Origin of the sequence: Nocardia sputorum (genome assembly GCF_027924405.1) — a bacterium.
GTDB lineage: Bacteria > Actinomycetota > Actinomycetes > Mycobacteriales > Mycobacteriaceae > Nocardia > Nocardia sputorum.
Genome location: NZ_AP026978.1, coordinates 2,667,068 through 2,693,005 on the forward strand (window position 1 = coordinate 2,667,068; position 25,938 = coordinate 2,693,005).

At 67.8% G+C, this 25,938-nt stretch carries 19 protein-coding genes; 10 read left to right on the forward strand and 9 right to left on the reverse strand.

All coding sequences use genetic code 11. The annotated features are described in order from the left end of the window. Positions 1-51: 51 nt before the first annotated feature. On the reverse strand, positions 52-4,962 hold the full coding sequence (locus QMG86_RS12300; protein ID WP_281879595.1) for a beta strand repeat-containing protein: 4,911 nt from the start codon (positions 4,960-4,962) through the stop codon (positions 52-54). A 290-nt stretch (positions 4,963-5,252) separates the two neighbouring features. On the opposite strand from QMG86_RS12300, the gene QMG86_RS12305 reads away from it, so the two are divergent. Then, positions 5,253-5,456: a hypothetical protein gene (locus QMG86_RS12305; RefSeq protein WP_281879597.1), complete on the forward strand. Its 204-nt coding sequence runs from the start codon at positions 5,253-5,255 to the stop codon at positions 5,454-5,456. 620 nt (positions 5,457-6,076) lie between these two features. On the opposite strand, the gene QMG86_RS12310 is transcribed toward QMG86_RS12305, so the two are convergent. From QMG86_RS12310 to QMG86_RS12320, 3 genes are all read right to left on the reverse strand, one after another. Continuing rightward, positions 6,077-7,318, reverse strand: coding sequence for a lipase family protein (locus QMG86_RS12310; RefSeq protein ID WP_281879598.1), 1,242 nt, complete (start codon positions 7,316-7,318; stop codon positions 6,077-6,079). A 924-nt stretch (positions 7,319-8,242) separates the two neighbouring features. Further along, a complete protein-coding gene (locus tag QMG86_RS12315; RefSeq protein ID WP_281879599.1) occupies positions 8,243-8,428 on the reverse strand; it encodes a hypothetical protein in 186 nt (61 codons plus the stop codon). A gap of 169 nt (positions 8,429-8,597) precedes the next feature. Then, entirely contained in the window at positions 8,598-9,233 is a 636-nt protein-coding gene (locus QMG86_RS12320; protein ID WP_281879600.1) for a TetR/AcrR family transcriptional regulator C-terminal domain-containing protein, read from the reverse strand. A gap of 71 nt (positions 9,234-9,304) precedes the next feature. Between QMG86_RS12320 and QMG86_RS12325 the strand changes: the two genes are divergently transcribed. Further along, positions 9,305-10,291 carry a zinc-binding alcohol dehydrogenase family protein gene (locus QMG86_RS12325; RefSeq protein WP_281879601.1) on the forward strand — a complete coding sequence of 329 codons (987 nt, stop codon included), beginning with the start codon at positions 9,305-9,307 and terminating at the stop codon, positions 10,289-10,291. 334 nt (positions 10,292-10,625) lie between these two features. Here QMG86_RS12325 and QMG86_RS12330 read toward each other — a convergent pair whose 3' ends face one another. Further along, complete coding sequence (locus tag QMG86_RS12330; protein ID WP_281879602.1) at positions 10,626-11,915, reverse strand: hypothetical protein; 1,290 nt, start codon at positions 11,913-11,915, stop codon at positions 10,626-10,628. Positions 11,916-12,400: 485 nt separating this feature from the next. Here QMG86_RS12330 and QMG86_RS12335 point away from each other — a divergent pair, with 485 nt between their 5' ends. Further along, the gene (locus tag QMG86_RS12335; RefSeq protein ID WP_281879603.1) at positions 12,401-13,264 is read left to right on the forward strand and encodes a hypothetical protein; all 864 of its coding nucleotides are present in this window, start codon (positions 12,401-12,403) and stop codon (positions 13,262-13,264) included. Between the two features lie 51 nt (positions 13,265-13,315). Next, positions 13,316-14,140 carry a matrixin family metalloprotease gene (locus tag QMG86_RS12340; RefSeq protein WP_281879605.1) on the forward strand — a complete coding sequence of 275 codons (825 nt, stop codon included), beginning with the start codon at positions 13,316-13,318 and terminating at the stop codon, positions 14,138-14,140. 145 nt (positions 14,141-14,285) lie between these two features. On the opposite strand, the gene QMG86_RS12345 is transcribed toward QMG86_RS12340, so the two are convergent. Further along, on the reverse strand, positions 14,286-14,726 hold the full coding sequence (locus QMG86_RS12345) for a hypothetical protein (RefSeq protein WP_281879606.1): 441 nt from the start codon (positions 14,724-14,726) through the stop codon (positions 14,286-14,288). A 519-nt stretch (positions 14,727-15,245) separates the two neighbouring features. Here QMG86_RS12345 and QMG86_RS12350 point away from each other — a divergent pair. Next, positions 15,246-16,595, forward strand: a complete 1,350-nt coding sequence (locus QMG86_RS12350) for an aminotransferase class I/II-fold pyridoxal phosphate-dependent enzyme (RefSeq protein WP_281879608.1) — start codon at positions 15,246-15,248, stop codon at positions 16,593-16,595. Here QMG86_RS12350 and QMG86_RS12355 read toward each other — a convergent pair. From QMG86_RS12355 to QMG86_RS12365, 3 genes are read right to left on the reverse strand one after another with little or no spacing between them, the layout of a single operon-like run. Further along, positions 16,592-17,563: an LLM class flavin-dependent oxidoreductase gene (locus QMG86_RS12355; protein ID WP_281879609.1), complete on the reverse strand. Its 972-nt coding sequence runs from the start codon at positions 17,561-17,563 to the stop codon at positions 16,592-16,594. The genes QMG86_RS12350 and QMG86_RS12355 overlap by 4 nt on opposite strands. Positions 17,564-17,583: 20 nt before the next feature. Next, positions 17,584-18,888: an NtaA/DmoA family FMN-dependent monooxygenase gene (locus tag QMG86_RS12360; protein ID WP_281879611.1), complete on the reverse strand. Its 1,305-nt coding sequence runs from the start codon at positions 18,886-18,888 to the stop codon at positions 17,584-17,586. Between the two features lie 18 nt (positions 18,889-18,906). After that, entirely contained in the window at positions 18,907-19,761 is an 855-nt protein-coding gene (locus QMG86_RS12365) for a sulfurtransferase (protein ID WP_281879612.1), read from the reverse strand. Between the two features lie 173 nt (positions 19,762-19,934). Here QMG86_RS12365 and QMG86_RS12370 point away from each other — a divergent pair, with 173 nt between their 5' ends. From QMG86_RS12370 to QMG86_RS12390, 5 genes are read left to right on the forward strand one after another with little or no spacing between them, the layout of a single operon-like run. Then, on the forward strand, positions 19,935-20,822 hold the full coding sequence (locus QMG86_RS12370) for a sulfurtransferase (protein ID WP_281879613.1): 888 nt from the start codon (positions 19,935-19,937) through the stop codon (positions 20,820-20,822). Positions 20,823-20,828: 6 nt separating this feature from the next. Then, on the forward strand, positions 20,829-21,776 hold the full coding sequence (locus QMG86_RS12375) for an ABC transporter permease (protein ID WP_281879614.1): 948 nt from the start codon (positions 20,829-20,831) through the stop codon (positions 21,774-21,776). After that, on the forward strand, positions 21,773-22,624 hold the full coding sequence (locus QMG86_RS12380; RefSeq protein ID WP_281879615.1) for an ABC transporter permease: 852 nt from the start codon (positions 21,773-21,775) through the stop codon (positions 22,622-22,624). Before QMG86_RS12375 ends, QMG86_RS12380 begins: the two co-directional genes overlap by 4 nt. Continuing rightward, positions 22,621-24,234 (forward strand): ATP-binding cassette domain-containing protein, encoded by a 1,614-nt coding sequence (locus QMG86_RS12385; RefSeq protein WP_281879617.1) that lies wholly within the window; start codon positions 22,621-22,623, stop codon positions 24,232-24,234. Before QMG86_RS12380 ends, QMG86_RS12385 begins: the two co-directional genes overlap by 4 nt. Then, positions 24,227-25,930 (forward strand): ABC transporter substrate-binding protein, encoded by a 1,704-nt coding sequence (locus QMG86_RS12390; protein ID WP_281879618.1) that lies wholly within the window; start codon positions 24,227-24,229, stop codon positions 25,928-25,930. Before QMG86_RS12385 ends, QMG86_RS12390 begins: the two co-directional genes overlap by 8 nt. Positions 25,931-25,938 lie beyond the last annotated feature (8 nt).

The following is a 25,938-nucleotide window of genomic DNA, read 5'->3' on the forward strand; positions in this document are numbered from 1 at the left end:
CGAGACCGGGCCGCCGGCAACAACGTGCCGGCGGCCCGGCCGAATCACCTGTCAGATGAAGGTGTAGGCGACGCCGTTACTGGTCCCACCTCCTGTCGTGGCGGTGACCTGCACGGTGCCGGTTCCGGCGGGAGAGACTGCCGTGATCTGGGTCGCGGAGTCGACCGTGAACGAAGCCGCCGGTGTCGCACCGAAATCGACCGCGGTGGTCCCGGTCAGATCGGTTCCGGTGAGGACTACCGTCGTGCCGCCCGCTGCCGCCCCCGAATTCGGGGTGGCCGTACTGAGGGTGGGCGCCGGGACATAGGTGTACGTGACACCATTGCTGGTTCCACCCGCCGTGATGACAGTGATCTGCACAGTCCCCGTCCCCGGAACAGCGGTCGCGGTGATCTGTGTATCGGAGACAACGGTGAAGTCGGACGCGGAGATACCGAACAGGACCGCACCTGCGGTGGACAGACCCGTTCCGGTCAGGGTGACCGTATTACCGCCTGCTTCGGGCCCTGAGGTGGGGCTGTCCGAGGTCAGGGTGGGAACCGGGATATAGGTGTAGGACACACCGTTGCTGGTTCCATTCGGGCCCGTCGCGGTGACCTGCACGGCGCCCGTCCCCGCGGGGGCGAAGGCCGTGATCAGCGTGTCGGAGTCGACTGTGAACGACGTCGCCGGTGTCGCGCCGAAGGCGACCGCGGTGACCCCGGTCAGGCCATTCCCCGTGAGGAAGACCTGATTTCCGCCCGCTTCCGGTCCTTGGAAGGGGAACGCCGAACTCAAGGCCGGAACATAGGAGTAGGAGACGCCGCTACTGGTACCACCCGCGGTGGTAACGGTGACCTGCGCCGTTCCCGTTCCGGCGGGAGTTACGGCGGTGATCTGCGTGGGGGAGTCGACGGTGAACGACGTCGCCGGTGTCCCGTCGAAACTGACGTCGGTCGCTCCGGTGAGATCCGTTCCGGTGAGCACGACCGTCGTCCCGCCCGCTGCCGTTCCCGAACCGGGTACCACCGTGGTCACTGCCGGAACCGGTGCGAAGGTGAAGGCCACGCCATTGCTGGTACCACCCGGGGTAGTGGCGGTAACCTGCACCGTTCCGGTGCCGGCGGGAGAGACTGCCGTGACCTGCGTCGGGGAATCGACCGTGAACGAAGCCGCCGGTGTCGCACCGAAACTGACCGCGGTCGTTCCCGTCAGATCCGATCCGGTCAGCACGACCGTCGTCCCACCCGCCACCGGTCCCGAGCTGGGAACCGCATTCGTGAGAGCGGGAACCGGAATATAGGTGTAAGCGACGCCATTGCTGGTGCCGCCCACGGTGGTGGCGGTGACCTGTACCGTTCCGGTTCCGGCCGGAGAGACTGCCGTGATCTGTGTGGGGGAATCCACGGTGAACGAGGTCGCCGGTGTCGCACCGAAACTGACCGCGGTCGCTCCGGTCAGATCGGATCCGGTGAGGACAACCGTCGTCCCGCCCGCCGCGGTTCCCGAGTTCGGTGCTACCGCGGTCAGAGCGGGAGCCGGAACGTAGGTGAAGGCCACGCCGTTGGTGGTCCCACCCACGGTAGTGGCGGTGACCTGCACCGTGCCCGATCCGGCGGGAGAGACTGCCGTGATTTGGGTCGCGGAGTCGACCGTGAACGAAGCCGCCGGTGTCGCACCGAAAGCCACAGCTGTCGTACCGGTGAGGTTGGTCCCGGTGAGAACGACTGTCGTGCCCCCGGTGACCGGACCTGAACTCGGTACCACCGTGGTCAGGGTCGGAGCTGGAACGTAGGTGTAGGCGACACCATTGCTTGTCCCGCCCGCGGTGGTGGCGGTGACCTGCACGGTTCCCGTTCCGGAAGGGGTGACCGCGGTGATCTGGGTCGCGGAGTCGACCGTGAACGAAGCCGCCGGCGTCGCACCGAAAGTCACCGCGGTCGCTCCGGTCAGATTCGTTCCGGTGAGAACAACGGTTGTCCCACCACCCTCCGGCCCCGAGTTCGGCACCACGGTGGTCAGGGCGGGGGCCGGAACGTAGGTGTAGGCGACGCCGTTGGTGGTGCCGCCCGCGGTGGTGGCGGTGACCTGCACGGTTCCTGTTCCGGCGGGTGCGACCGCAGTGATCTGGGTCGGGGAGTCGACGGTGAACGAGGTTGCCGGGGTCGCACCGAAACTGACCGCGGTGGTTCCCGTCAGCCCTGTTCCGGTGAGGACGACCGTCGTGCCGCCGGTGACCGGCCCCGAGCTCGGCACTACCGTGCTCAGCGTGGGGACGGCGACGTAGGTGTACGTGACGCCGTTACTGACTCCGCCGACCGTCGTGACGGTGACCGCGACGGAACCCGTCCCCGCGGGGGTGACCGCGGTGATTTGTGTCGCGGAGTCGACCGTGAACGAAGCCGCCGGTGTCGCACCGAAAGTGACGGCGGTGGCCCCGGTCAGGTTGGTTCCGGTGAGAACGACCGTTGTCCCGCCGGTGACCGGACCTGCGCTCGGCACCACTGTGGTGAGGGTCGGAGCCGGAACGTAGGTGTAGGCGACGCCGTTGGTGGTGCCGCCCGCGGTGGTGGCGGTGACTTGCACAGTTCCTGTTCCGGCGGGTGCCACGGCGGTGATTTGTGTCGCGGAGTTGACGGTGAACGAGGTTGCCGGTGTGCCACCGAAGGTGACCGCGGTGGCTCCCGTCAGCCCTGTTCCGGTGAGCACGACCGTCGTCCCGCCGGTGACCGGCCCCGCACTCGGCGCCACCGTGCTCAGTGTGGGAACCGCGACATATGTGTACGTGACCCCGTTACTGGTCCCACCGACCGTCGTGGCGGTAACCTGCACGGACCCCGTGCCCGCCGGGGTGACCGCGGTGATCTGGGTGGCGGAGTCGACCGTGAACGAGGTCGCCGGTGTACCACCGAAACTGACGGCTGTAGTTCCGGTCAAGTTGGTTCCGGTGAGGACGACGGTCGTTCCGCCGGTGACCGGGCCCGCGCTCGGCGCCACCGTGGTCAGGGCGGGGGCCGGAACGTAGGTGTAGGCGACGCCGTTGCTGGTTCCGCCTGCGGTGGTGACGGTGACTTGTACGGTTCCTGTCCCGGCGGGTGCCACGGCGGTGATCTGCGTCGCGGAGTTGACCGTGAACGAGGTTGCCGGTGTGCCACCGAAAGTGACGGCCGTGGCTCCGGTCAGGTTGGTTCCGGTGAGGACGACCGTTGTCCCGCCGGTGACCGGACCTGCGCTCGGCACCACCGTGCTCAGGGTCGGGGCCGGAACGTAGGTGTAGGCGACGCCGTTGCTGGTTCCGCCTGCGGTGGTGACGGTGACTTGTACGGTTCCTGTCCCGGCGGGTGCCACGGCGGTGATCTGCGTCGCGGAGTTGACCGTGAACGAGGTTGCCGGTGTGCCACCGAAAGTGACGGCCGTGGCTCCGGTCAGGTTGGTTCCGGTGAGGACGACCGTTGTCCCGCCGGTGACCGGACCTGCGCTCGGCACCACCGTGCTCAGGGTCGGGGCCGGAACGTAGGTGTAGGCGACGCCGTTGCTGGTTCCGCCTGCGGTGGTGACGGTGACTTGTACGGTTCCTGTCCCGGCGGGTGCCACGGCGGTGATCTGCGTCGCGGAGTTGACCGTGAACGAGGTTGCCGGTGTGCCACCGAAGTTGACCGCGGTGGCTCCGGTGAATCCTGTTCCGGTCAGGACCACTGTCGTTCCGCCGGTCACTGGTCCCGAACTGGGAACCACCGTGGTCAGAGTCGGTACGGGGATGTAGGTGTAGGACACCCCGTTACTGGTTCCGCCTGCGGTGGTGACGGTGACTTGCACGGTTCCTGTTCCGGCGGGTGCGACGGCAGTGATCTGTGTCGCGGAGTTGACCGTGAACGAGGTAGCCGGTGTGCCACCGAAGTTGACCGCGGTGGCTCCGGTGAATCCTGTTCCGGTGAGCACGACCGTCGTTCCGCCCGCCGCTGGCCCGGAATTCGGCACCACCGAGCTCAGAGTGGGCACGGCGACGTAGGTGTAGGGGAGTCCGTTGCTGGTGCCACCAGCAGTGGTGACGGTGACCTGGACCGTCCCTGTCCCCGCGGGGGCGACCGCCGTGACCTGCGTGTTGGAATTGACCGTGAACGAGGTCGCCGGTGTACCACCGAAAGTGACCGCGCTGGTGGTGGACAGCCCCGTGCCGGTGAGCACGACGGTTGTGCCGCCGGTGACCGGCCCCGAAGTGGGGTTGAGCGACGTGAGGCTGGGAACTCCGGCATAGGTGTAGGAGACGCCATTGCTGGTTCCACCCGAGCCGGTCACGGTGACCTGGACGGTACCGGGCGACCCGGCGGGAGCGGTGGCCGTGATCTGGGTAGGTGAGTTGACGGTGAAAATGGCTGCGGTGCTACCGAACCGTACCGTCAGCGGGCCGGTGAAGTTGGTGCCGGTGATCACGACACTATTGCCGCCCGACGCGGGTCCCGCGGTCGGCGAGATGGACGTGATGGTCGGGACGATGACGTAGACGAAGGTGACCGGGTTGCTGGTACCGCCCGGCCCGGTCACGGTGATCGACACTATGCCGGTCCCGGCCGGGGAGACGGCGGTGATCTGGGAATCGGAGTTGACCGTGAACGAAGTGGCCGGTGTGCTACCGAAATTGACCGCGGTGACTCCGGTCAGGCCCGAACCGGTGAGGGTGACCGTCGTTCCACCCGAGGTCGATCCTTGGCTGGGACTGACACCGCTCAGGGAGGGAACAGGCAGATAGGTATAGGAGACCCCGTTGCTGGTTCCGGCCGCGGTGGTGACGGTGACCTGGACGGTACCCGCTGACCCGGCGGGTGCGATGGCCGTGATCTGGGTGGGGGAGTTCATGGTGAATGTAGTTGCGGTGCTGCCGAATCTGACCGTCGTGGGGCCGGTGAATCCGGTGCCGGTTATCGTGACGCTGGTGCCCCCCGACGTTGGACCTGACGTGGGGGAAATGGAAGTGATCGTAGGCATGGCGGAGCCTCCTCGTCGCTGTGGTGCTGGTTGCTCTGCACCGGATCGGTGCACGACTGGATTCGCGGGCCCGCTCTTCCATTAACGCCCACCACTAGTTGCTGGGCAATGTGTCTGCGATCCGTTTTCGGTCCGTTTTGGATGCCGGCGATGGAGACGAGAGCGGCTTGACGGGATGCATCACTCGACGACCGCGGCCGCGATCCGGACCTGGCATGCGCTTGCCGCCGCGCAGATGAACGCCTGCCTGAGGCCCGCACGAGGGGAGGCCGCCGTCGGCGCCGGAGGTCGTGAAGGACTTCGGCCCCAACTTCTACGACTGGCCGGACACGGTCACCGACGACTTCCTGAGCAGCGTCACCTTCGCGCTCGGCGCCCACCAGGAAGCCACCGGTGTCTGCGACCGAGTTGATCGCCAGGTCGAGCACCCGCTCCAGCCGGTGCCGAACGGATCGAGTAAGTGGGCGTCGGTAATCGCTCGCCGCGCAAGATAATCGACGCGAGCCCCGCAGTACCCGGAGCGGACGCGTTCGGCAACACGACCCGCGCCCCGAGAACACATCCTCGACGGCGTACGCATCCCCCGGGACCTTTGCTGTCCTGCGGAGCGCGCCACCAAGCTCTGCCGCGTCGCGAGCCAGCTCGGTCGATCGCTGTGCTGGACAACCATTCCGGCATCCCGAGTCGATCCTCTTCCTGGATCGGTCGGCGTCGACGACGAGGGGGGTCAGCCACTGGGCAACGCCTGCTCACTCATCGTCGCCGGCATCGGGATCGCGCAGCGGGCCGGTGGATGCCACGGCGTCGGCGCGTCCGACGACTCGGTGACCGGGCTATGAGCTCGCCGATCACGCGATCGCAAACGCGAGGGCCGCTCCGGTGGCCGGCCACCGAGCCTCGACACCGAGACCTACGAACGGCTCGAACCACGGGGAGACACAACGTAGTCGTGGCGGCCGACTCCCGAGGCCTGCGCTGCGCCTCGTCGACTGATGTGTTGTCGCCGAGCGCTGCCCGCCGGAATCGACCGCCACGTCCTGCCTCGTTGGAGCACTTTCGCGCTGTACCGGATTCAACCTCGCGTGCCACCGGGCGCGAGGCCCGGGGCATCAGTTCATGCGGAGGTGGGATCGAACGCGGCGGTGACGCGGTCCACGAGGTTCTTGGCTTCGGGGCTGTCGTGGTCGGTGGGCAGCTCCACGGGCTGTCCGTCGAGCGGGACGGTTACCGGCCGACGGTCCGCGAGCACCTTTCCGGCTCCGTCGCCGAGCGGTAGACCGGCCGCCGCCCGGATGCGGTTCATCACGATGTCGGTGCCGACCGGCGGGAGGGCGACGACGCCCTGCGGCCACTGCACGCCGTTGATTTCGAAGAACCCATGGTAGCCGCCTATGTGCTGGTACCCGACCTGGTTCCAGTACAAATCATCTGGCGTCGAGCCTTGCGTTTGATCTATCTCATTGTTGAACGTGCCGTGGAACACGCCGCTGGTGGGGTCGAAGTGTGCATATTGGCCTGACACGGACGCCTGTATCTCGAGCAACTCGAACACAACCTCCATACCACCGGGGGCGGGCCGGTTGTTCTTGGAGTAGAGAGCCTTGGCGCCATCGATGTCGGGCGGGTTCCACATGTGCGGGACGACGTCGAGGTCGTTCGCGTAGCGCTTCACTTGTTGCAGGCGCTGGGTGGTGTAGGTGACGAATTCCTGATTGCAGAAACTCGGTCCGGCGGTCGAGAGCACGCTGATCCTGGCTTTCTCGGAATTGTCCCAAAGCCACTGGGTGTCGCGCAGGAACAGGGCCAGCGTGAGTGACAGGGCACCGCCGAGGCTGTGGCCGGTGACGGTCAGGTTGATCGCCTTGTCGTCGAGCGCGCTCAGGAACTCGGGCAAGCTGTGACCGGCGCCGGGACGGGGCCCGGAGGGTCTGATGCCGAGAAGGGTTTTCACCCCGATGGCCGTGCCGATCGTGTGCCATGCGGCGTTATTCGCGAACCACGGCGTCTGGAGAATGAAGGAGTCCTCGACGAGCCAGTCGAACACCAGTGCGTCGCTGCTGCCTGCCATGGCGATCACGTACCGGGAGCGATCCTCGGTGCTTCGCACCATATACAGGGCATTGACCGCGTACAAGTCGGTGTCGAACAGCGCGACTCCCGGACCCCAGACGATCTCCCACCCTCCGATGACCTCCTGGTTGGTGTCGAGATACTGCTGGATCTTCTGATAGAGCGTGGCCTCCAGGTCGCTGTCTTCTTTGCTGATGCTGTTGACCAGATTCGCGTACTCGCACAGCTGATATGTGATCTTGTCTTGCAGAGTCGGCTCATTGATCGTCGTGGATCGTGCAGTCATGTACCGCTCCTTACCGTATGAGTTTCATCCGAAACAGAGAGGAGAAAGCGGTGACGCGAATTCACACGCCGCACCCGCGCCGGGGACAGAACATCCCGGACCGGTAGCTGCGTATAGGACTCTAGACGATCCACCACACATGCGGGCGAATAATCTGCCCGTCCGGGACCTGACGTCGTCGCCTGCCGGCGGAGGCTCCGCGCGGTCACCGGAGACGCTGGTAGCCGTTCCTTGCGGCCCGAGCGCGAATTTGGCCGAATGTCCTGATTGCTCGCATGCGCAGCGCGCTGGCCTCGAATCTCAGCCAGGAGGCCCGGAAGGTCTTTGGATTCTTCGGTGACCTGGAGAGCTACCTTGCGAATGCGTGGGGCCGGATCGTGGGCTGATCAACGATCGCCGGTTCCGGAACTTCTCCGGGACCGGCGGCGATTCCAGTCCGCTGGACGCGGTGGCGGGGGCGGTCGGGGAGCGGGCCGGTGGTCTCCGACGACTACCAGCCGGCGCAAGTGAGGAGTAGCGCGGCCGCTGCTGCTGCCGCGATGGTCCGGCGCATTGGTCAGCTGAGGCCGAATCCGATTCCGAACGTGAGGGCGAGCCATCGGAGGACCGCGTGGAAGCCGGCGCCGAGATCGAGGCCGAAGGAGTCCATCGATCTCATCTCCTTCCGAGATCGAATCTTCTGCGGTTCCCCGACCTGTTGATCATTTTATCGCTGGTCACGGCCTTTCCGCAGCATCGATCGGCACTGATGGAAGGTTGGTCGGCGCGGTCGGTGGCGCGGGCGGGACACAATCGTTGTACTGCCCCGGGGAAGTGTCGCGGATTGATTTCTGTGGCCGGAGCATTCCGTGCGGAAAGAGGCCGGGCGGATTCGTGATCCGCCCGGCCGTCTCGACCACCTCGATTCGATTCTTCAGGAGAACATCAGAACGGCAAGAACAGGCCGATGGTCGCACCGATGGCAGCGCCGACCGCGCAACCGATGACGGCGCCGACGAGGAAGAACCCGATACCGATCAGAACGCCTACGGCGCATCCGATCGCGGCACCCACGAAGAGCCCGACGAGCAGTGCGTCATGCAGCAGCCCCTTCGGCCTCGGGAAGTCCAATCATCGGACGATGTATTTGGAATTCCCCCGGGCGGGCGACATTGTCCGTCAACCTGATCTTTCTCCGTCGACATCGGCAATGTCGATAGGTGTCCGGTATGAAGTTTTGTCGTAATACCGGTCGGGAATAATCTCTGATCGGTTATCGCGGCATTCGGCGACCCGGCCGTCAGCGCAACCGAGCCGCGAGCCCGTCGAGCACGACGCCGAGGTGTCGTTCGAACCTGCTGTCACCGTCGTCGCGGAGGTGCCCGGCGGCCTTGACCAGATCGGCGCCTTCGCCCAGCCACTCGTCGCGTTCGGCGACCGAGTACCGGGCCGGGTCGGCGTCGGCCGACTGGCTGCGCTCATGCTCCTCGATGACGAAGCCGACGACGTACGCGGTGACCAGGTCGAGGGCGTCGTCCGCCTCCGCCAGTGAGAACCCGGCCGCGGTCAAGCGCGCGAGCCAGGATTCCTTCGCTTTCACCACGTCGGGGTCGGAGAAGCGCGTGCCGCTGAAGATGCGCGCGCCGTCCCGGTGGCGCAGGTACTCCGCGCGCAAGGCGCGGGCGTAGGCGGCTACGTCGTCACGCCAGTCGTCGCCGGAAGCGATCGCCGAGAGGGCGTCGGTGACGCGGCGCATCACGAACGTGCTCATCTCGTCGAGCAGTTCCTGCTTGTTGCGGACGTGCCAGTACAGCGCGGGGGCCTTCACTTCGAGCCGGGAAGCGAGCGCGCGGACGGTGAGCGCGTCCATGCCCTTCTCGTTGAGCAACTCGAGCGCCGCCGCCACGATCCGCTCCCGGGTGATGCCCTTCGCCACAGTTGACACCTTAACAAAGTTCAGGAAAGGTGGGTGACAGGGTCAAACCTAACTTAGTTAAGGAGTTTGTCATGCGCGCTGCGGTCGTCAACGCCCCAGGAGCGACACCCGTCTGCGGAGACTTTCCCGACCCGGAACAGTGGCCGGGCCGGGCGCCGCTGAGACTTGTGGGCGCGGGTCTGCACCACGTCGTTCGCGGGCTGGCCTCCGGCCGCCACTACGGCAGCGACCATGCCTACCCCGTCGTGCCGGGCGTCGACGCCGTGGCCCGGACCGACGACGGGCGGCTGGTCTACACGGGCCTCGCCCGGTTGCCGTGGGGAACGATGGCCGAACGGCTGGTCACTCCGTTCGAAGTGGATCTGCCCGTCGGGGCCGATCCGCTCGTGACCGCCGCCGGCGTGAACCCCGCCTTGTCGGGCTGGATGCCCCTGATCACCCGCCGCAAGGAGACGGGCGAACTCGGCACCGTGCTGGTGCTCGGGGCGACCGGCATGTCAGGCGGCCTGGCCGTGCGGGCGGCGATGTCTCTCGGCGCGAAACAGGTCGTCGCGGCCGGGCGCGATCACGAGGCGCTGGAGCGACTGCGAGGCCTGGGCGTCGTCACCGTTGCGCTCGCGACCGCCACACCCGATGCCGGGGCGGCCACCCTCGCCACCGTTGTCGCCGAGGCGCAGCCCACGCTCGTGCTCGACTTCGTGTGGGGCCCCGTCGCCGAGGCCGCCTTCGCCGCGCTGGAGAAGCGCGGCACGGAGGACGACAGCACGGCGATCGACTACGTGCAGATCGGCTCGCTCGCCGGAACCGAGGCGGCGTTGCCCGCGGCGCTGCTGCGCGGCAGGCGGATCCGGATCAGCGGCAGCGGCGCCGGCTCGGTTTCGAAGGCTGCGATGATCGCCGAGCTTCCCGAGGTCCTCGCCAGGTTCGCCGACGGCACCTTCGACGCGCCGTACACCGCCTACCCGCTCAGCCGCGTCGGCGAGGCATGGGCGCATCAAGGGCGCACCCGTGCCGTCGTCGTCCCCGACCGACCGGCCCCGCTCGAGGTCGCTACCTAGGTCTGGTCAGCCTTGCCGGTCCCGGTCCCGGCGCAGCCGTTCGATGGCTTTCGCGATCAGGGTGGAAGGAGTCGCCGCTAGCCGCGCCTCCGAAAAGCAGGAGTTCACCGAACAAGGCCGGGGCCAGGATGAGCCATCCGACATCGCGCAACCGCAACTGATGAATCCCCGGCGAATCCGCTACTTTCCGCAGCCACGGTTACTCGTCAGAGACCGGCATCGGCACGCTTTGCTACGTCAATCGTGCGCTGTCGCAGGGCCGGAGTCCCTCGATCCGCAAGGTAAAGCAGAACACCTGCGTAATTGGGCTGCCCGGCCGACTGGCGGCGATGGATCAGCCCGGCAGTCGGCCGACGGTCGAGGTGCTGGACCGACCTCGGCGCACTCGCCGAACGAGTCCGCGGGCTATCGGGAACCAGAGCGGAGTGAGGACGGTGAGCGCGAGTGCGTGCCAGAGGGGCCGCCACCACCATGAGACGACCGGCGGGAACGATGTTGCGGTGGATGCGAGCGGCGCGGCGAAGGACCAGGCCAGGAAAGCGTCGCCGATGGGGAGGGCGCCGAAGGCGTAGCGTTTGGAATTGCCGAGAGTGACCGGCATGCCCAGGCTTTCGCCGAGGCCGGTGATCGGGCCGGCGAGGTTGCGATCGCCGTGCACCCGGGCCGCACCGATGGTGACCACCGTGGCCGAGGCGCTGACACCGAGAATAAGTGGCCCGGAATCGACATCGCCCGCGCCGCTGCGGCCGTGCGGATACTCCCGCACTCCGGGCAGGCCAAGCGGGGTATCTATGAAGAGTCGGCGGAAAGTACGGTACTGCTGCGCGGCCCACGCGGGGTCTATCTCGGGCAGGAACCGCTGGATCATCGATTGTGACGAGCCGCGCGCACCCTCCATCATGGGTGCGGCTCGGTGCGGCAGTAGACCGGTCGCCGGATCCAGGTGCGCGCGAGCCGAGGTGAGCCATTCGGCGATCACCGGCTCGAAACGCGAGCCGAAGATACGATCGTGCAACCGCAACGCGGACACAGCCACCACGTTGTCGACCGGCCAAGCTTGACCCGGATACGCCGCAAGGAACGGCCCGTCCGTACCGAAGGCCACCGCGAGTGCTTCGCAGTCCGCGATGAATTGCGCCGCCTCCGGTGCGGCGGCGCCCGCGAGTTCGATCACGGCCCCGCGCAACCGGCTGGACCATCCGACATAGAACACCCCGTATGCCGGGCGCAGTCGCGCATCGAAAGCGCCACGGCCCGAGCCGGATTCCAAACGCTCCAGCGCCCAGCGTGCCTCCCGGAGCGCTTCGTCCCGATAGGTCGTGTCGCCGCGCGCCAGATCAGTCCACGCCAACCCGTACAGAACGTGCGAAAAGAAGAATCCCTCGGGGAACATGCCCTGCATCTCCTCCCCGAGCCCCGATCGCAATTCGGAACGAAGAAACCGCATTTGGGCGATGACATCGGTGCGCGGCTGCTCATCCCGATACAGCCGAATCTGGGGAACGAGGAACACCAGCGTGAGCACAGCCGCGACGGCGACATACAGCGCCCCCGAGAGGGTGCGATGCGATTCTGGGTCCCGGTCGGCCGCAGAGGCCCGAGCGGAGCCGATCTTGTACCCCATACTGGCGGAATCTATCAGAACGCATGTGGAGCAGAGAGTTTCGCGAGTTCGTGCGTCTCCTGGATCTGTGCTGGACGAATGCCGACGAGCCAAAGTTCTCGAGCGGGGTCGGCCCCTCCTTGCGGCTACTGGTCGCTGTGTCGGGCCGCGTGGGACCGGGAAGGACGGCTGCCGAGGAAGGCCATCGACTCGGCATTCAATCCTCGTTCTCCGGCCCGGGGAACTACACCGTAGCGTCCGTCGGCCCCCGCGCGTTGCGCATTCGAATGCGCGCGGTTGCGGCATGGAAAGGGTTGGTCGGGCTCTCACTGCCGGATCCTAGGACCGAGTTCATCCGGTGTTGGAGCTGGCGACACGTCCGTTTCAGAAGTCGCGTGCATGTCGACCGCAATTCGAGTAGGCCACTACTCGCGCAATGACGAGGCTGTTCGGCCACGATGATCGTGTCGGCGCGCCGAGCGTGAGCAGAGAAAGGAACACAACAAATGACGACAACGCGGCAAACCCCCGATCTGATCGACAAGCTGCAGACTGCGATGCGTAGTCGAGAGGTGGTTGCGATACGGCCTCCAGCGGGTGACGGTGCCCAGGCAGGCGAGAGTTCGCGCGAGTGTGCTCATCGCTTCGAGCGGGCAAAAGATCAACTGCTCGAAGAGATAGTAGATGAGCAAGCGAGCGTGGATTGGGAGGTAGCCCTGCTTCCGTTCAGGCTGGACGGTGAAGCAGGGGTGGGCACGATCGCGCGAGACATTCTCGAGAGCCGGGACGCCCTCACCAGCCTCACTATCGGCCCGGGATGCAGTGTCGTCGGTACGCCGTACGACCATGCGTACACAACGGGAACCGGATTCTCCGGCAAGCTCGATGGAAAGCCGCAGGTCGTTGGGGCGACCGATGGCGAGTCGGCAGGTGGAGCCGCTATCGATCTGTTTTCCGATAATCGCCTGGATGTAAGTGTGATACCAGCTGGGACATACTCCTGGAGCGTTCTCGCGTCCAACGCGGTACCGAACGCACGCAGCAGGGGTGGATTGGCGACGGTGACCTTTGTCGGCAACAATCCCAATCCGTCACTGCGGCGCGTGATTACACTGTGGGACGTGCAGGGCCTGGGGCAGCTGCACGGCTTCCACGGCGAGGGCGCAATCGCCGACGCCTACACTCCCGGGACCGGGCCGTTCAAGGTTACTTTGGCCCCCATTCCAGGCAGTTTGTTCCCTGGAGAAAGACTTGAAGTCTGGGTATGGGCCTGGATCATAAACAGCGGCGCGAACGGCGTCTTTTCTGCACTGACCTTGAACATGCCATCGTTCACCGTGTGTGCGGGGCACCCGGTCCCCGTTGGATGACTTGGACGTCGTCGCATAACGCAACACAAATACACCGAGAAGGAGTACGTCATGGCCAGATCCATCAACACCGCGAGGCGGGCGAGTTCGGCAACCGGTGCGTTGCGGCTACGGGACGTCGATGATGCGGCCCGTGAAGTCGAGGCCGACGTCCACGTATACGGGCAGAAAGTCATTTGCGAGACGGACTCACGAGGCTACGCCACGCCCCAGAATCGATCGCTGACCGAGATAGTCGTCGACGCCTCAGAGGGCTTCATCCCGCTGTGGGACAAAAGCACGACGCTGCGATGGCGTTTTCAGAACCGTTCGATCGCCTTGTTCGAGCAGCCGGATGCTGCCAAAGCAAAAATCAAGGAACTACTCGGGAAGGCGCTGCTGGCTTGGGGTGATGCGGCGCCTGTGAAATTCAGCCAGCGCGATGACGCCTGGGATTTCGAGATCGTGATCAGGGAAGCCGACCGATGTAACATCAACGGGTGTGTTCTGGCCAGCGCCTTCTTTCCCGACTCGGGTCGACATCGATTGACGATTTATCCCAAGTTGTTCGAGCAGAGCGCGCAAGAGCAGATGGAAACTTTGGCACACGAGATCGGACACGTCTTCGGACTGCGGCACTTTTTCGCCAACCTCAGCGAAACGGACTTTGCGAGCGAGATTTTCGGAAAGCACAACCCGCTGACCATCATGAACTACGGCAACCAGAGCCAGCTGACCGAGGACGATCGGGACGACCTGAAGCGGCTGTACCAAGCAGTGTGGAGCGGCACGTTGACGAACATCAACGGCACTCCGATCAGGTTGGTGAAACCATTCAGCTCCACCGGAACGGTGGTCGGTGGTCCGCCGATACTGGCTGCTGCGGCGCTTGTTTGAGCGGGTCGCCACAGGCGACTCGACGACGACGTGATCGCCACTACGGCGGCTCCTGTGGTTATCGATCGAGCCCTGGCCGCGGAGCCTCAAAGCAAATGACGAACAACGCCGGCCCGACGAAGCAGGCCGAGCCTTGTCCGCCTTCTCACCAAGGGACGAAGCGCCACAGCTGGGTACCGTCACGTGTGTTGTCGACGACCGTGAGCCCGTAGTGGGGCCCTGCTGGGGCGAGGGCGAGGGCGTGGTTGAAACCAGGTACGAGAACGGCCGCTTCCTCCTCGGCGTCCCCGTCGAAGCTCCATGGCATGGCACCGTGAATTTCCCCGCCCCCGCACACAACGGGATCACCTTTGTGGCCCGTCCCGCCCAGGAGCAGCATCGTGTTCGTTTGTTCGTTTGTCAGCTGGACAGTCGAATCGTCGTCCACCTCGACGAGCCAGAGTTGACCGTAGTCGTTGCGGTCCGGACCCACCAGCCCGACGGCCACGCCTCGGCCGCCGGTGTCGGCGCCCGTGAGCCCCATCGCGGCGCCGTCGAGTTGCGGGTTGAGAATCTGGTACCGGCCCTCGCGGGGGAACTTGGTCATGGTCTCTCCTCACTGTGGGCATACCGCCACTGAGCTTTACGCCGTGCTGATCCGATAGCTGTCGTCAGCAGCGTAGGATCTCGGCAGGAAGAATCTGATCGCCCAGTTCGGGTGATTTCGGGTGCGGGCCGGACACACGGGTCGACCCTTTGGTACGTTCCTGCGACGCTCCGACCCGCCACGGCCACCTCGATTCCTTACCGGATCCGAACCGCGGAAGGATCTGCGGAAGCACTCGCACCGCGGGGGATGTGGCACCTCCAGAGCGCGGTGTCCTGCCCCGCCGAGCGGGTGCTGCCCGGCCGCGTTCTCGTCGGCTATGACGGTCGCGCGGATGGTCGCGAGATCGCCCCCCTGCCCACACGGGCCCCGGGCACGGGCCGCCGATCCATCGGCTGATCCGCCGGTCGCTCCGGGGTCGCTGGACGGGTGGATACATATCTCTAGCATCCGGGAACAAATTGGTTCGCTGGACACATATATTCTCCGTACGGGTGGCCGACGACGAGTGGAGTGTCAGTGACGGAGGATTCTGCACTGCTGGTGCGGGCGTTGCAGGCCGATGCTTCGCACACCCCCGAGTCGGTACGGGCGGTCACGGCCCGGCTGATCCGGGATGGTGCGCTCACCTCGGGTGCGCGCTTGCCGACCATTCGCGAGGTCGCCCGGCGCTGCGGACTGAGTACGCGCACGGTCGTCGCCGCCTGGAGCGCGCTGCGCGCGGAAGGCCTGATCGCCACCAATCGACGCGGTGGCACGGTGGTGGCCGCGCTCGCGGAGGTCCCCGCGGGCCGTGCGCTCGCGGCCCGCGACCTGCTGACCGGAAGCCCGGACTACGCGCTGCAACCGGATCTGGCGCCCGCCATGCTGGCCGGATTGCACACCGATCAGCTCAACCGGCCCGGGCGTGACTACATCACCGATCGGCTGCGCGAGGCCGTCGTCGACGGCTGGCCCTTCCCGGCCGAGGCCTTCGCCGCGGCGGGCGGCGGTTCGGAGGGATTGTTCCTCGCGGTGGACGCCGCCGCGCCCGCGGGTTCCCTTGTCGCTGTGGAGGAGCCGGTGATGCCGGGCTTCCTCGACACTCTGGCGGAGGTCGGGTACGAGGTGCTCGGTATCGAGTCCGACGAACAGGGGGCGCTGCCCGGCGCGCTGGCGGCGGCGCTGCGGCGGCAGCCGTCGGTGGTGGTGCTCCAGCCGGAGGGCGGGTACGCGATGGGTGGCGCGCTGTCGGAGGACCGGGCCACGGAGCTGGCCGCGGTGCTCGCCGCGGCGGAGCAGGTGCCCTGGATCGTCGAGGACGATGCGGTGGGACCACTGGCCCTGGCCCAGGCGCCCTCGCTCGGCCGCTGGTTCCCGCGCCACAGCGTGCGGGTGCGCAGCTATTGCAAGGCCTACGGCATGGACATTCGGACCTGCGTCATCGGCGGCAGCGCCGAATTGGTCGACCGGGCCATCCGGGCCCGGGTCCACGGGATCGCCGCCAACAGTCGGATCCTGCAGAACGCTTTGGCGCACCTCATCGTCGACCCCGCGACCGCCGCACTGATCGATACCGCTCGCGATCGCTACACCGCCCGTCGGGAAGGGCTGCTCGCGGCATTGCGCGAACGCGGCGTCACCGCACGTTCCGGGGTGAACAGCCTGGTGGTGTGGGTGGAGGTCGCCGATGAACAGGCGGCGCTGCTCGGGCTGGCCCGGCACGGGATCGTCGTCGGATCCGGTGCGAAATCGTATGTGGCGCCGCCGCGTCCTGGCGTGGTGCGCGTCGCGGTGCCGCAGCTACCCGATGCGGACGCCGGGCTCGCCGAACTCGCTCGCCTGCTCGCCGAGGCCGCCGGTGCCACGCATCGGGAGTTCCTGGACTAGCGGACCGACCGTGGATGCAGCCGCGGGGCTATCTCGGCGCCGACGCGGTGCAGGCATTCCGCGTATCGGGGATGGCCGACCGCGAGGGGGATCTGGAACAGCACCTCGGTGGCGGCGGCGAGGCCTCGGTCCTCGCGCAGCTGTTCCACGATCTGCTCGGCGGATCCGATCCGGATGCGGTTGTCCGCCAGAAGCCGTCGCCGGTCGGCGGCGCTCGGCGGCTGCGGGTAGTAGGCCGGGCTCAGTCGGATGTCGGTGTCGAGCAGGTCGAGCGCGTCGCGCTCGCTGTCACCGGGCAGCACCGTGACGCTCGCCCCGATGCGCGGCGTGCCGCGGCAAGAGGACAGGTAGGCGTCGACGAGGTCGGCGACATCGCCGCCTGCGCGCGCCTGCGAGTTGCCGTGCGGAAGCAGTCCGTCGCCGGCCGCGCCCGCGCGCCGCGCGGTGTCGCTGTTGCCGGTGGACTGCCAGAGCCGGGAACGCAGGGTGCCCGGTGGCGGATACAGGGCGATGTCGTCGGTGACGCGCCCGGAAGCCAGTAGACGCTGTAGCGCGGCCAGCCGGTCGGCGTACAGCGACTCCCGGTCGGTGTCGGGAACACCGAATCCGCTGTAGCTGGAGGCGGAGTGGCCGAATCCGAGGCCCTTGCCGACACCGAGTTCGAGCCGTCCACCGCTGAGCGCGTCGGTGACCACCGCGTCCTCGGCCAGGCGCACCGGATGTTCGAACGGCAGCGCGACCACGCCGGTGCCGAGCCGGATCGTGGCGGTGTGCTGGGCGACCGCGGCGACGAAGGGGAACACGGAGGGCAGTGCGGCGTGATGGGCCTCGAAATGCCGGGTCGCGAACCAGACGGTGCCGAAGCCGAGTCGTTCGGCGCGCACACCGATGTCGATGGTGTGCCGGTAGACCTCGGCGACGGGCGGGCCGCTGCGCAACTGCACGAACAACGACGGCGCGTCGGTCACGGCCGGCGACGAAGAAGTGATCACAGCCGGTAGTGCCCTCTCAGGGTGGTGGTGTCGTATTCGGTGCGGAAGAGGCCGCGACGGCGCAGCAGCGGAACGACATGGTCGACGAAATCGGCCAGCCCGCCGGGCAATTCGTCGATCATCACGTTGAAACCGTCGACAGCGCCCGCCTCGAACCAGTCCGCGATGAATCCGGCCACCTGGTCCGGGCCGCCGACCACCTTGGCGTGCACACTGCCCGAGGCCAGCAGTCGCGCCGCGCCGCGCGTGTCCGCGCCACTGGAGCGCACGTACTCGAGCAGCACCGCGCGTTGTCCGCGTGATCCCGCGTCGGTGGTCTCGTCGGGGATCCGCTCCCACGGGAACGGTGCGTTCAGGTCGAGATCGGCGGGGTCGACGCCGAGCCGATCGGCGAGGTTGACCAGTTGGACGTCGTCGGGAATGAGGTCGATGAGCTCGCGCTCGCGTCGCCGGGCCGCGGCTTCGGAATCGGCGAGCACGACGATCAGCCCCGGCAACAGCTTCACACTGTCGGGGGCGCGCCCTGCGTCGGCGGCCCGACGCCGGAGTTCGGTGCGGCGCTGTGCCGCGGACTCGGGATCGACGTGTGCGGAGTAGACGGCGTCCGCCGTCCTCGCGCCCAGTTCCACGCCGTGGGTGGAGGCGCCCGCTTGGATCAATACCGGCCTGCCGTGGGTCAGTGGAGGCGCCTTCAACGGCCCGGCCACCCGGAAGAACTTGCCGTCGTGGTCGATCGGCCGCACCACCGCCGGGTCCAGGTAACGGCCGGTGGCCTTGTCCCCGACGACCGCGTCGGCGGGCACCGAATCCCACAGCGCGGTCACCACGTCGAGGAATTCGGCGGCGCGGGCGTACCGTTCGGACTTCGGCAGGGCCTGGTCCAGGGAGTAGTTGCGGGCTGCGGCGTCGCCGCCGGTGACGACGTAGTTCCAGCCCACCCTGCCACCGGACACCGCCGACAGCGCGGCGAACGAGCGTGCCAGATTGTAGGGGTCGCTGTAGGACGTCGTGGCGGTGATGATCAGGCCGATGTGGCTGGTGTGCGCGGCCAGCACGGATTGGGCGATGAACGGGTCGAGCAGCCGGCTCGGCGCATTCCAGTCCTTGGCCTGGATGTCCGGTGAGTCGGCCAGGAACACGGCATCGAGCAGTCCGCGTTCGGCGATGCGTGCCACGTCGAGGTAGTGCTCGATCCCGACGAAATGCGCCGCGGGTTGTTCGGCGCGCCGCCACGGGCTGCCGAGGGTGCCGCCGGGTATCAGGTTGGCGTTGAGGATGACATGTCGTGGCTGGTCGGCCATGGGCGGATCTCCGGGGGATCAGAGTGACGGGACGGGGCCGGGCGCGGGGGAGTCGCCGCGGACGAGGGGGCGTGCCGGGTCGGCGGTCCACTGCGAGAGCGAGCCGGGATACAGGGCGATCTCGATGCCGAGCGTGGCGAGGACGAAGACCTGCAGGGCCGCGGCCATCGCGCTGCCGCAGTGGGTGGCCGCGGGCGTCGCGGGGCCGAGGCCGAGGCCGTGATAGCGCGCACGCAAGGTGTGTTCGTCGCGGAGCAGTCCGTGCTCGTCGAAGTCGTCGAAGACCGGCGCGCTCACGGCGTCGGGGATGTGACCGGCGAATAGGCCCTCGCCGCGATAGTGGCTGTGCGGGCGGGCATCGAGGAGGATGCCGCGTGCGGGCAGGGTCGCGACGGCGGCGGTGCCGACGACGGGAAGTCCGCCGGGCCGCGCGGACACGGTTCCCGCCGCGACGGTTTCGGCGCCGCGGACGACGGGGCCGCCGGCCGCGCGCCACGCCCGCAGCCCACCGTCGAGGAGCCGGACGTCGGTCAGTCCCGCCCAGCGCAGGACCCACCAGGCGCGGGCGGCGGGCACCGAGCGGGAGTCGTCGTAGACCACCACGGTGCTGTCGGCGCGGATGCCCCAGCGCCGGAGCGCGGCGGTGAGTGGTCCGGCTTCCGGAAGCGGGCGGGCGCCGGAGCTCGCGGTGGCGGCGCCCGCCAGGTCGGCGTCGACGTCGACGAACCGCGCTCCGGGCAGGTGCCCGCGCCGGAATCCGTTCGGGTCGGGTCCGACCGCGCCGACCCGGACGTCGAGCAGCACCAGCTGTTTCGGTGGGTCGTCACGCAACCTGCTTGCGGAGATGAGGTGGGCGGCACGGGCGCCGGACATCGCGTTCCTTTCGACGCTCGGACGATGCGCGGTGCCGAGGATATGTATTCCGACGCGCTGGAAACATAATTCCAGTCTTCGTGACTTTTTGTGTTCACAGTATCGCGGTGCCGCTCATATGTTTTCACCGCCGAGGTCGCCCGACCCGGCGCAAATCAGCGGGAGGGGCTGCTGTGGGAGACATCCTGACGAGCCGAGTCGTCGACGCGGAATGGTTGCGGACCCGCCTCTGGGACCCCAGCGTCGTCGTCATCGAGGTGACCAACACACCGGCTGCCGAGTCGGACCGCGGCGCCATCGCGGGTGCGCGCACTGTGTACTGGAAGGATCTGCTCTGGCACCGCTCGCGCCGGGAATTCCCCTCGGCGCCGGTTCTGATAGATCGTCTGCGCGCGCTGGGCGCCGGTGCCGAGTCGACGGTGGTCTTCGCGGGCGAGCCGACGCAGTTCGCCGCGTACGCCCTCTGGGTGGCCGCGGCCGTCGGGGTCGGTGGCGACCTGCGCTATCTGGACGGTGGATTGCCCGCGTGGCGCGCCACCGAAGCGGCGAACGGCACCCCGTCGAGCGCCTCCGCCGCACCGATCGAGCGCGCTGCCGAGGCGCGGGTCTCCGAGTCGCCGCAACCGCTGCCTCAGGTCGCGCCGCGCCACGACGAAATCGTCGTCGGCCGGGACGAGGTACGCGCCGCACTCGGATCGCCCATCGCGATCCTGGATCTGCGCTCGCCGCAAGAGTATTCGGGTCTGCGGGTGTCCCCGCTCACCGAGCCGATCGATCACGGCGCCGAACGGGCGGGCCGGATTCCGGGCGCGCGGAGCCTGCCCGCGCAGGATCTGCTCGACGAGCACGGACTGCTGCGGCCGGTGTCCGAACTCCGGGAGCGGGTGGCGGCGCTCGGCATCGACGGCGCCGACCGGATCATCGCCTACTGCCGGCTCTCCCATCGCGCCGCGCTGGGCTGGCTGGTGTTCACCGACCTGCTCGACGATCACCGGATCCGCGTCTACGACGGATCCTGGACCGAATGGGGCAGCCTGGTCGGCGCGCCCATCGAGGACTGAGCCGCGATGAATCCACACCGGCGCAGCATGATCGGCCGCATCGCGGGCGTAGTCCTGTCCGCGGTGGCGATGATGTGGGCCGCGGTCACCCTGGCATTCCTGGCCGTGCACATCGCCCCCGGTGATCCGGTCACCGCGATCATGGGGGAGTCCAGCGATCCGGCCCTGCGTGCGCGGATCGAACAGGACTGGGGTCTGGACCGCCCACTGCTCGTGCAGTACGGGCGACACCTCGGACGGCTGCTACACGGCGACCTCGGCTACTCGTACGTGCGTGGCGAACCCGTCACCGACATCGTGTTCGGCGAACAATTGGGCAGCAGCGCGCAACTCGCCGGATTCGCCCTGCTCCTCGCGGTCATCCTCGCGCCACTGCTGGCCGTGCTCACCGCGGGCAGGCGCGATGTACTGAGCCGGTCGATCACCACGGCCGAGATCGTGGTGGCCTCCGCGCCGCCCTTCTGGACCGGACTGCTGTTGATCTGGATCTTCGCCTTCACGCTGAAGGTGCTGCCGGTGACCGCGGGCAACGAGTTCCAGCGCCTGATCCTCCCGGCCGTCACCCTGGCCCTGCCCATCGCCGCGGTGTTGTCCCAGGTGATGCGTGAGGGGATCGAGCGCGCGCTCGAGCAGCCGTTCGCGTTGACGGCCCGATCGCGTGGGATCGGCGCCATCCGCCTGCGCCTGCGCCACGGACTGCGCCATTCCCTGATCCCCGCCGCGACTCTGGCCGGATGGGCCGTGAGCGGACTGCTCACCGGGACCGTCGTCATCGAGGAGGTCTTCGGCCGGTCCGGCGTGGGGCGGGCGACGGTCGAGGCCGTCGGCTATTCCGACGTTCCGGTGGTGCTCGGTGTCGCGCTGCTGTCGGCCGCGGTCTATCTGATCGTCACGGTCGTCGTCGACATCGCCTATCTCTGGATCGACCCGCGCCTGCAGGAGGCTTCCGCATGACGACAGCCATACTGCGGCAACGCTTCACGCTCTCGGTGCCGCACCGTCCCGTCGCCGTCCTGATCGCAGGCGCGGTGCTCGTTCTCGCGGTGGCCGCCGCCCTCGTGCCCGCCCTGCTCGCCTCCGGCGACCCCCTGCGGACCGACCTGGTCGCCGCGCATCTGGCGCCGTCGCTGTCACATCCGTTCGGCACCGATCAACTCGGCCGTGACGTGTTCACCCGTGTCGTGCACGGCGCCCGGTTGTCGCTGTTCATCGGGGTGTCGGCAACGGCGCTCGCGGTGCTGCTCGGCGTGAGTGCCGGACTGGTGGCCGGAATCGGTGGCCGAGTCGTGGACGCCATCGCCTCGCGTGTCTTCGATCTGCTCGGCGCGTTCCCCGAGGTGCTGCTCGCCCTGGTGCTCATCACCTTCACGGGCACCGGAACCGGCAATCTCGTTCTCGCCCTCGGCATCGCCGCGGCACCGAGATTCGCCAGGGTGATGCGGGCGGAGACCCGGGCGGTGCGCGCCGCCGACCATGTCGCGCAGGCGCGCCTGCTGACCCGGTCACGCGCGCGGATCGTCGTTCGCCACATCCTGCCGAACGCGTTGCGGTCGCTGCCGGTTGTGGTCACCCTCGGCCTCGGGACCAGCATTCTCGGCGCCGCCGCCTTGAGTTTCCTCGGCTTCGGCCCGCAACCTCCCGATCCGGAGTGGGGTTCCATGCTCGCCGAGGCGCACGGCGATCTGCGTATCGCGTGGTGGTCGGTCGCCTTTCCCGGCGCCGCCGTCACGGTCGTGGTCCTGGCCACCACGGTGCTCGGCCGCCACGTCGGGCACCGCTTCGAACGAAGGGCACAGCCATGACGCTCACCGCCGCCGCCGTGCCGAGCACGGACACCGTGACCGACACCGTGCTGAGCGTGCGGAACCTGCGCGTCGGTTTCCCAAGGACCGCGGGCGATGTCGTCGAGGGCGTCGGCTTCGACCTGCGGCGCGGCGAGATCCTCGCCATCGTCGGCGAATCGGGTTCGGGCAAATCGGTGACCACGCGCAGCCTTGTCGGCCTCGCGGGGGCAGGCGCCCGGGTGCGGGCCGACCGTTTCGAGCTGTTCGGCGCCCCGGCCCTAGGACTGAGCGAACGGCAGTGGCGCCGGGTCCGTGGCACCCGGATCGGATTGGTGTTCCAGGACGCGCTCGTCGCGCTCGATCCGCTGCGCACCATCACCGACGAGATGACCGAAGCGTTGCGCGCGACACCGCGCTCCCTGCGCGCGGCCCGCATCGACGAGCTGCTGCGCTCGGTGGGGATCGCCGATCCCGAGGTGCGCAAGCGGCAGCGACCGTTCCAGCTGTCGGGTGGCCAGCGCCAGCGCGCGCTGATCGCCTCCGCCCTGGCGGGCGATCCGGACATCCTCATCGCCGACGAACCGACCACGGCGCTGGATGTGACGGTCCAGGCGCAGGTGCTCGAACTGCTGGTCCGGCAGGTCGCGGGCGGGCGGTCGATGATCCTGGTGAGCCACGATCTGGCGGTGGTGGCCTCGGTGGCCGATCGCATTCTGGTGATGAAAGCGGGCCGCGTCGTCGAGCAGGGGCCCGCGGCGCAGGTCATCGGCGATCCGCGGCACGTGTACACCAAGGCACTGATCGCCGCGGTGCCGCGGGGCCGGGCGGGCGCACCGCCGTCACGTTCGGGCGCACCGGTTTTCACCGCTAGGGCGCTGACCAAGTCGTATCGGGTGCGGGGCCGTGCGGTGCCCGCGGTAGCCGACATCGGCTTCGAGGTCCGGGCCGGTGAGGTGCTCGGCGTGGTCGGCGAATCCGGTTCGGGCAAGTCGACGGTGGCGAAGATGATCACCGGGCTGATCCAGCCGGACGGCGGCGAGATGCGTTTCACCGGAGCGCCGTTGACGCCGCGCACCCGCCGTCCCGGGCGGATCGGCCTGGTCGCGCAGGATTCGACCGGCTCCTTCGACCCCCGCTACCGGGTGGGCGAGATCATCGGCGAGAGCGTCGCCTTGCGGGTCGGCCGTCGCCGGCGGCGCGCCGAGGTGCTGGATCTGCTCGACGCGGTGCACCTGCCGACAGGCAGCATCGATCGCCACCCCCGCGAACTGTCGGGCGGACAGCGTCAGCGCGTCAATATCGCCAGGGCGCTGGGCAGCAGGCCGGAACTGGTGGTGTGCGACGAGCCGGTGTCGGCACTCGACATCTCGGTGCAGGCCCAGATCCTCGAGCTGATCGCCGAACTCGCGCGTGAGCGCGGGGTCGGCATCGTCTTCATCTCCCACGATCTCGCCGTGGTCCGGCAGATCTGTCACCGCCTGCTCGTTCTGCATGGCGGCGTGATCGTCGAATCCGGTTCGGCCGACGACGTTTTCACGGCGCCGGCTTCCCCGTACACACGTTCCCTGCTCGATTCCGTGCCGCGCCTGGCGGTACCGGACACCACAGAAAGCCCTTCGCGTGCGTAATCGCCTCACTCGACTGTTCATCGCGCTGGCCGTCGGCGTCGTCCTCGCCGCGGGAGCCTGCGCCTCGGACCCGGAACCCGGCAGCGGCAAGGGCGGACCGACCTCGCCCGCACAGCCGGGCGGCACCTTCACCATCGCCTTGCCGTCCTATCCGACACGCGGCCTCAATCCCCACGTCGGCGCGGCCTTCGACGCCTCCCAGGTGCTCCGCAACAGCTACGACAGTCTCATCGCGGAGGACCGCGACGAAAAGTTCCACCCGTGGCTCGCGTCCGAGTGGACCGTTTCCCCCGACGGCACGGTGTACGAATTCACGCTGCGCCGGGACGTGACCTTCCACAACGGGGAGAAGTTCGACGCCTCCGCGGTCAAGGCGAACATCGATGTGCTGAGGAATCCGGACACCCCGTCCTGGACGGTGCTCGGCCTCCTGCAGTACTCCAGCGTCAGCGCGGTCGACGTGCTCGACCCCTACAAGGTGCGGGTCACGCTGAGCACACCTCGCGCGGACTTCCTGTCCACCCTCGCCGGACTCAGCGGCGCCATCGTGGCTCCCAGCACGCTGAACGTCGACAAGGAGACCCTCACCAGCGGGACCGGGCTGGTCGGTTCGGGTCCGTTCATCCTGGACAAGGCGGTCCAGGGACAGGAACTGCGGTTCCACCGGAATCCCGACTACCGGTGGGGTCCCGCCACCGCGACGCATCAGGGCGCCGCGTACGTGGACGACCTCGTCGTCAAGTACATCCCGGAAGCTTCCACCCGCGCGGGCCTGCTGCGCAGCGGCGAGGTCGACGCGATCGGCACGGTCAAGGCCACCGACATCTCCCTGTTCGACGGGATCGACCGATTCCAGTACGAACAGATCGGCTCGTCGGCCGCGCCCACGGTGATCATGCTCAATCTGACCAACGGCCCGACCACGGACGTGCGGGTGCGGCGCGCCATCGCCGGCGGCGTCGACATCGCCGCGGTGGTGGACAGTCTGACCAAGGGTTCCCAGCAGCGCGCCTGGAGCCTCATCTCTCCGGACAGCGCCTACTACGACGCCAAGTACGAGACCAAGGGCAAACCCGATGTCGCCGCCGCCCGCGCCCTGCTCGATCAAGCGGGCTGGACCGGCAAGGACGCCGACGGCTACCGCACCGACGCGGCGGGACAGCGCCTGACCGTCCGGCTGCTCGCCACGACGCCCACCTACCCGGAGGACGATTTCCTGAAGGCATGGCAGGCCGAGCTGCGCCAGAACCTCGGGATCCGGGTCGAGTTGCAGTTCGTCGAGAACGCCCAGGTCTACGACCTGCTGGCGCGCAACCAGTACGAGGCGTTCCCGCGCCAGGTCGGCGGCCTCGACCTGTCGCTGCAGTTCAACCGCGCCTACGGTTCCACCACCCCCGATCTGAAGTACGGCCAGATCGACGGCATCACCCTCGGTTCCATCGTCGCGGGCGCGAAACTCGCCGATCCGCAGGTGGACCGGTGGCTCATCGAATCGACCAAGGCGACCGACCCGCGACAGCGCAAGCAGCTGTTCGACACCATCACCGCGCACCTGCTCGACAACGCCGTCGCGATCCCGCTCTACACCGACCGCAACAGTGTCGCGGCGAGTTCCGCGATCCACAACGTGACCTCACTGTTCGACCCGCCCCGCAACACCGTCAATGCCTGGGCATACGACATCGCCGTCCGCTGACCAGTCTG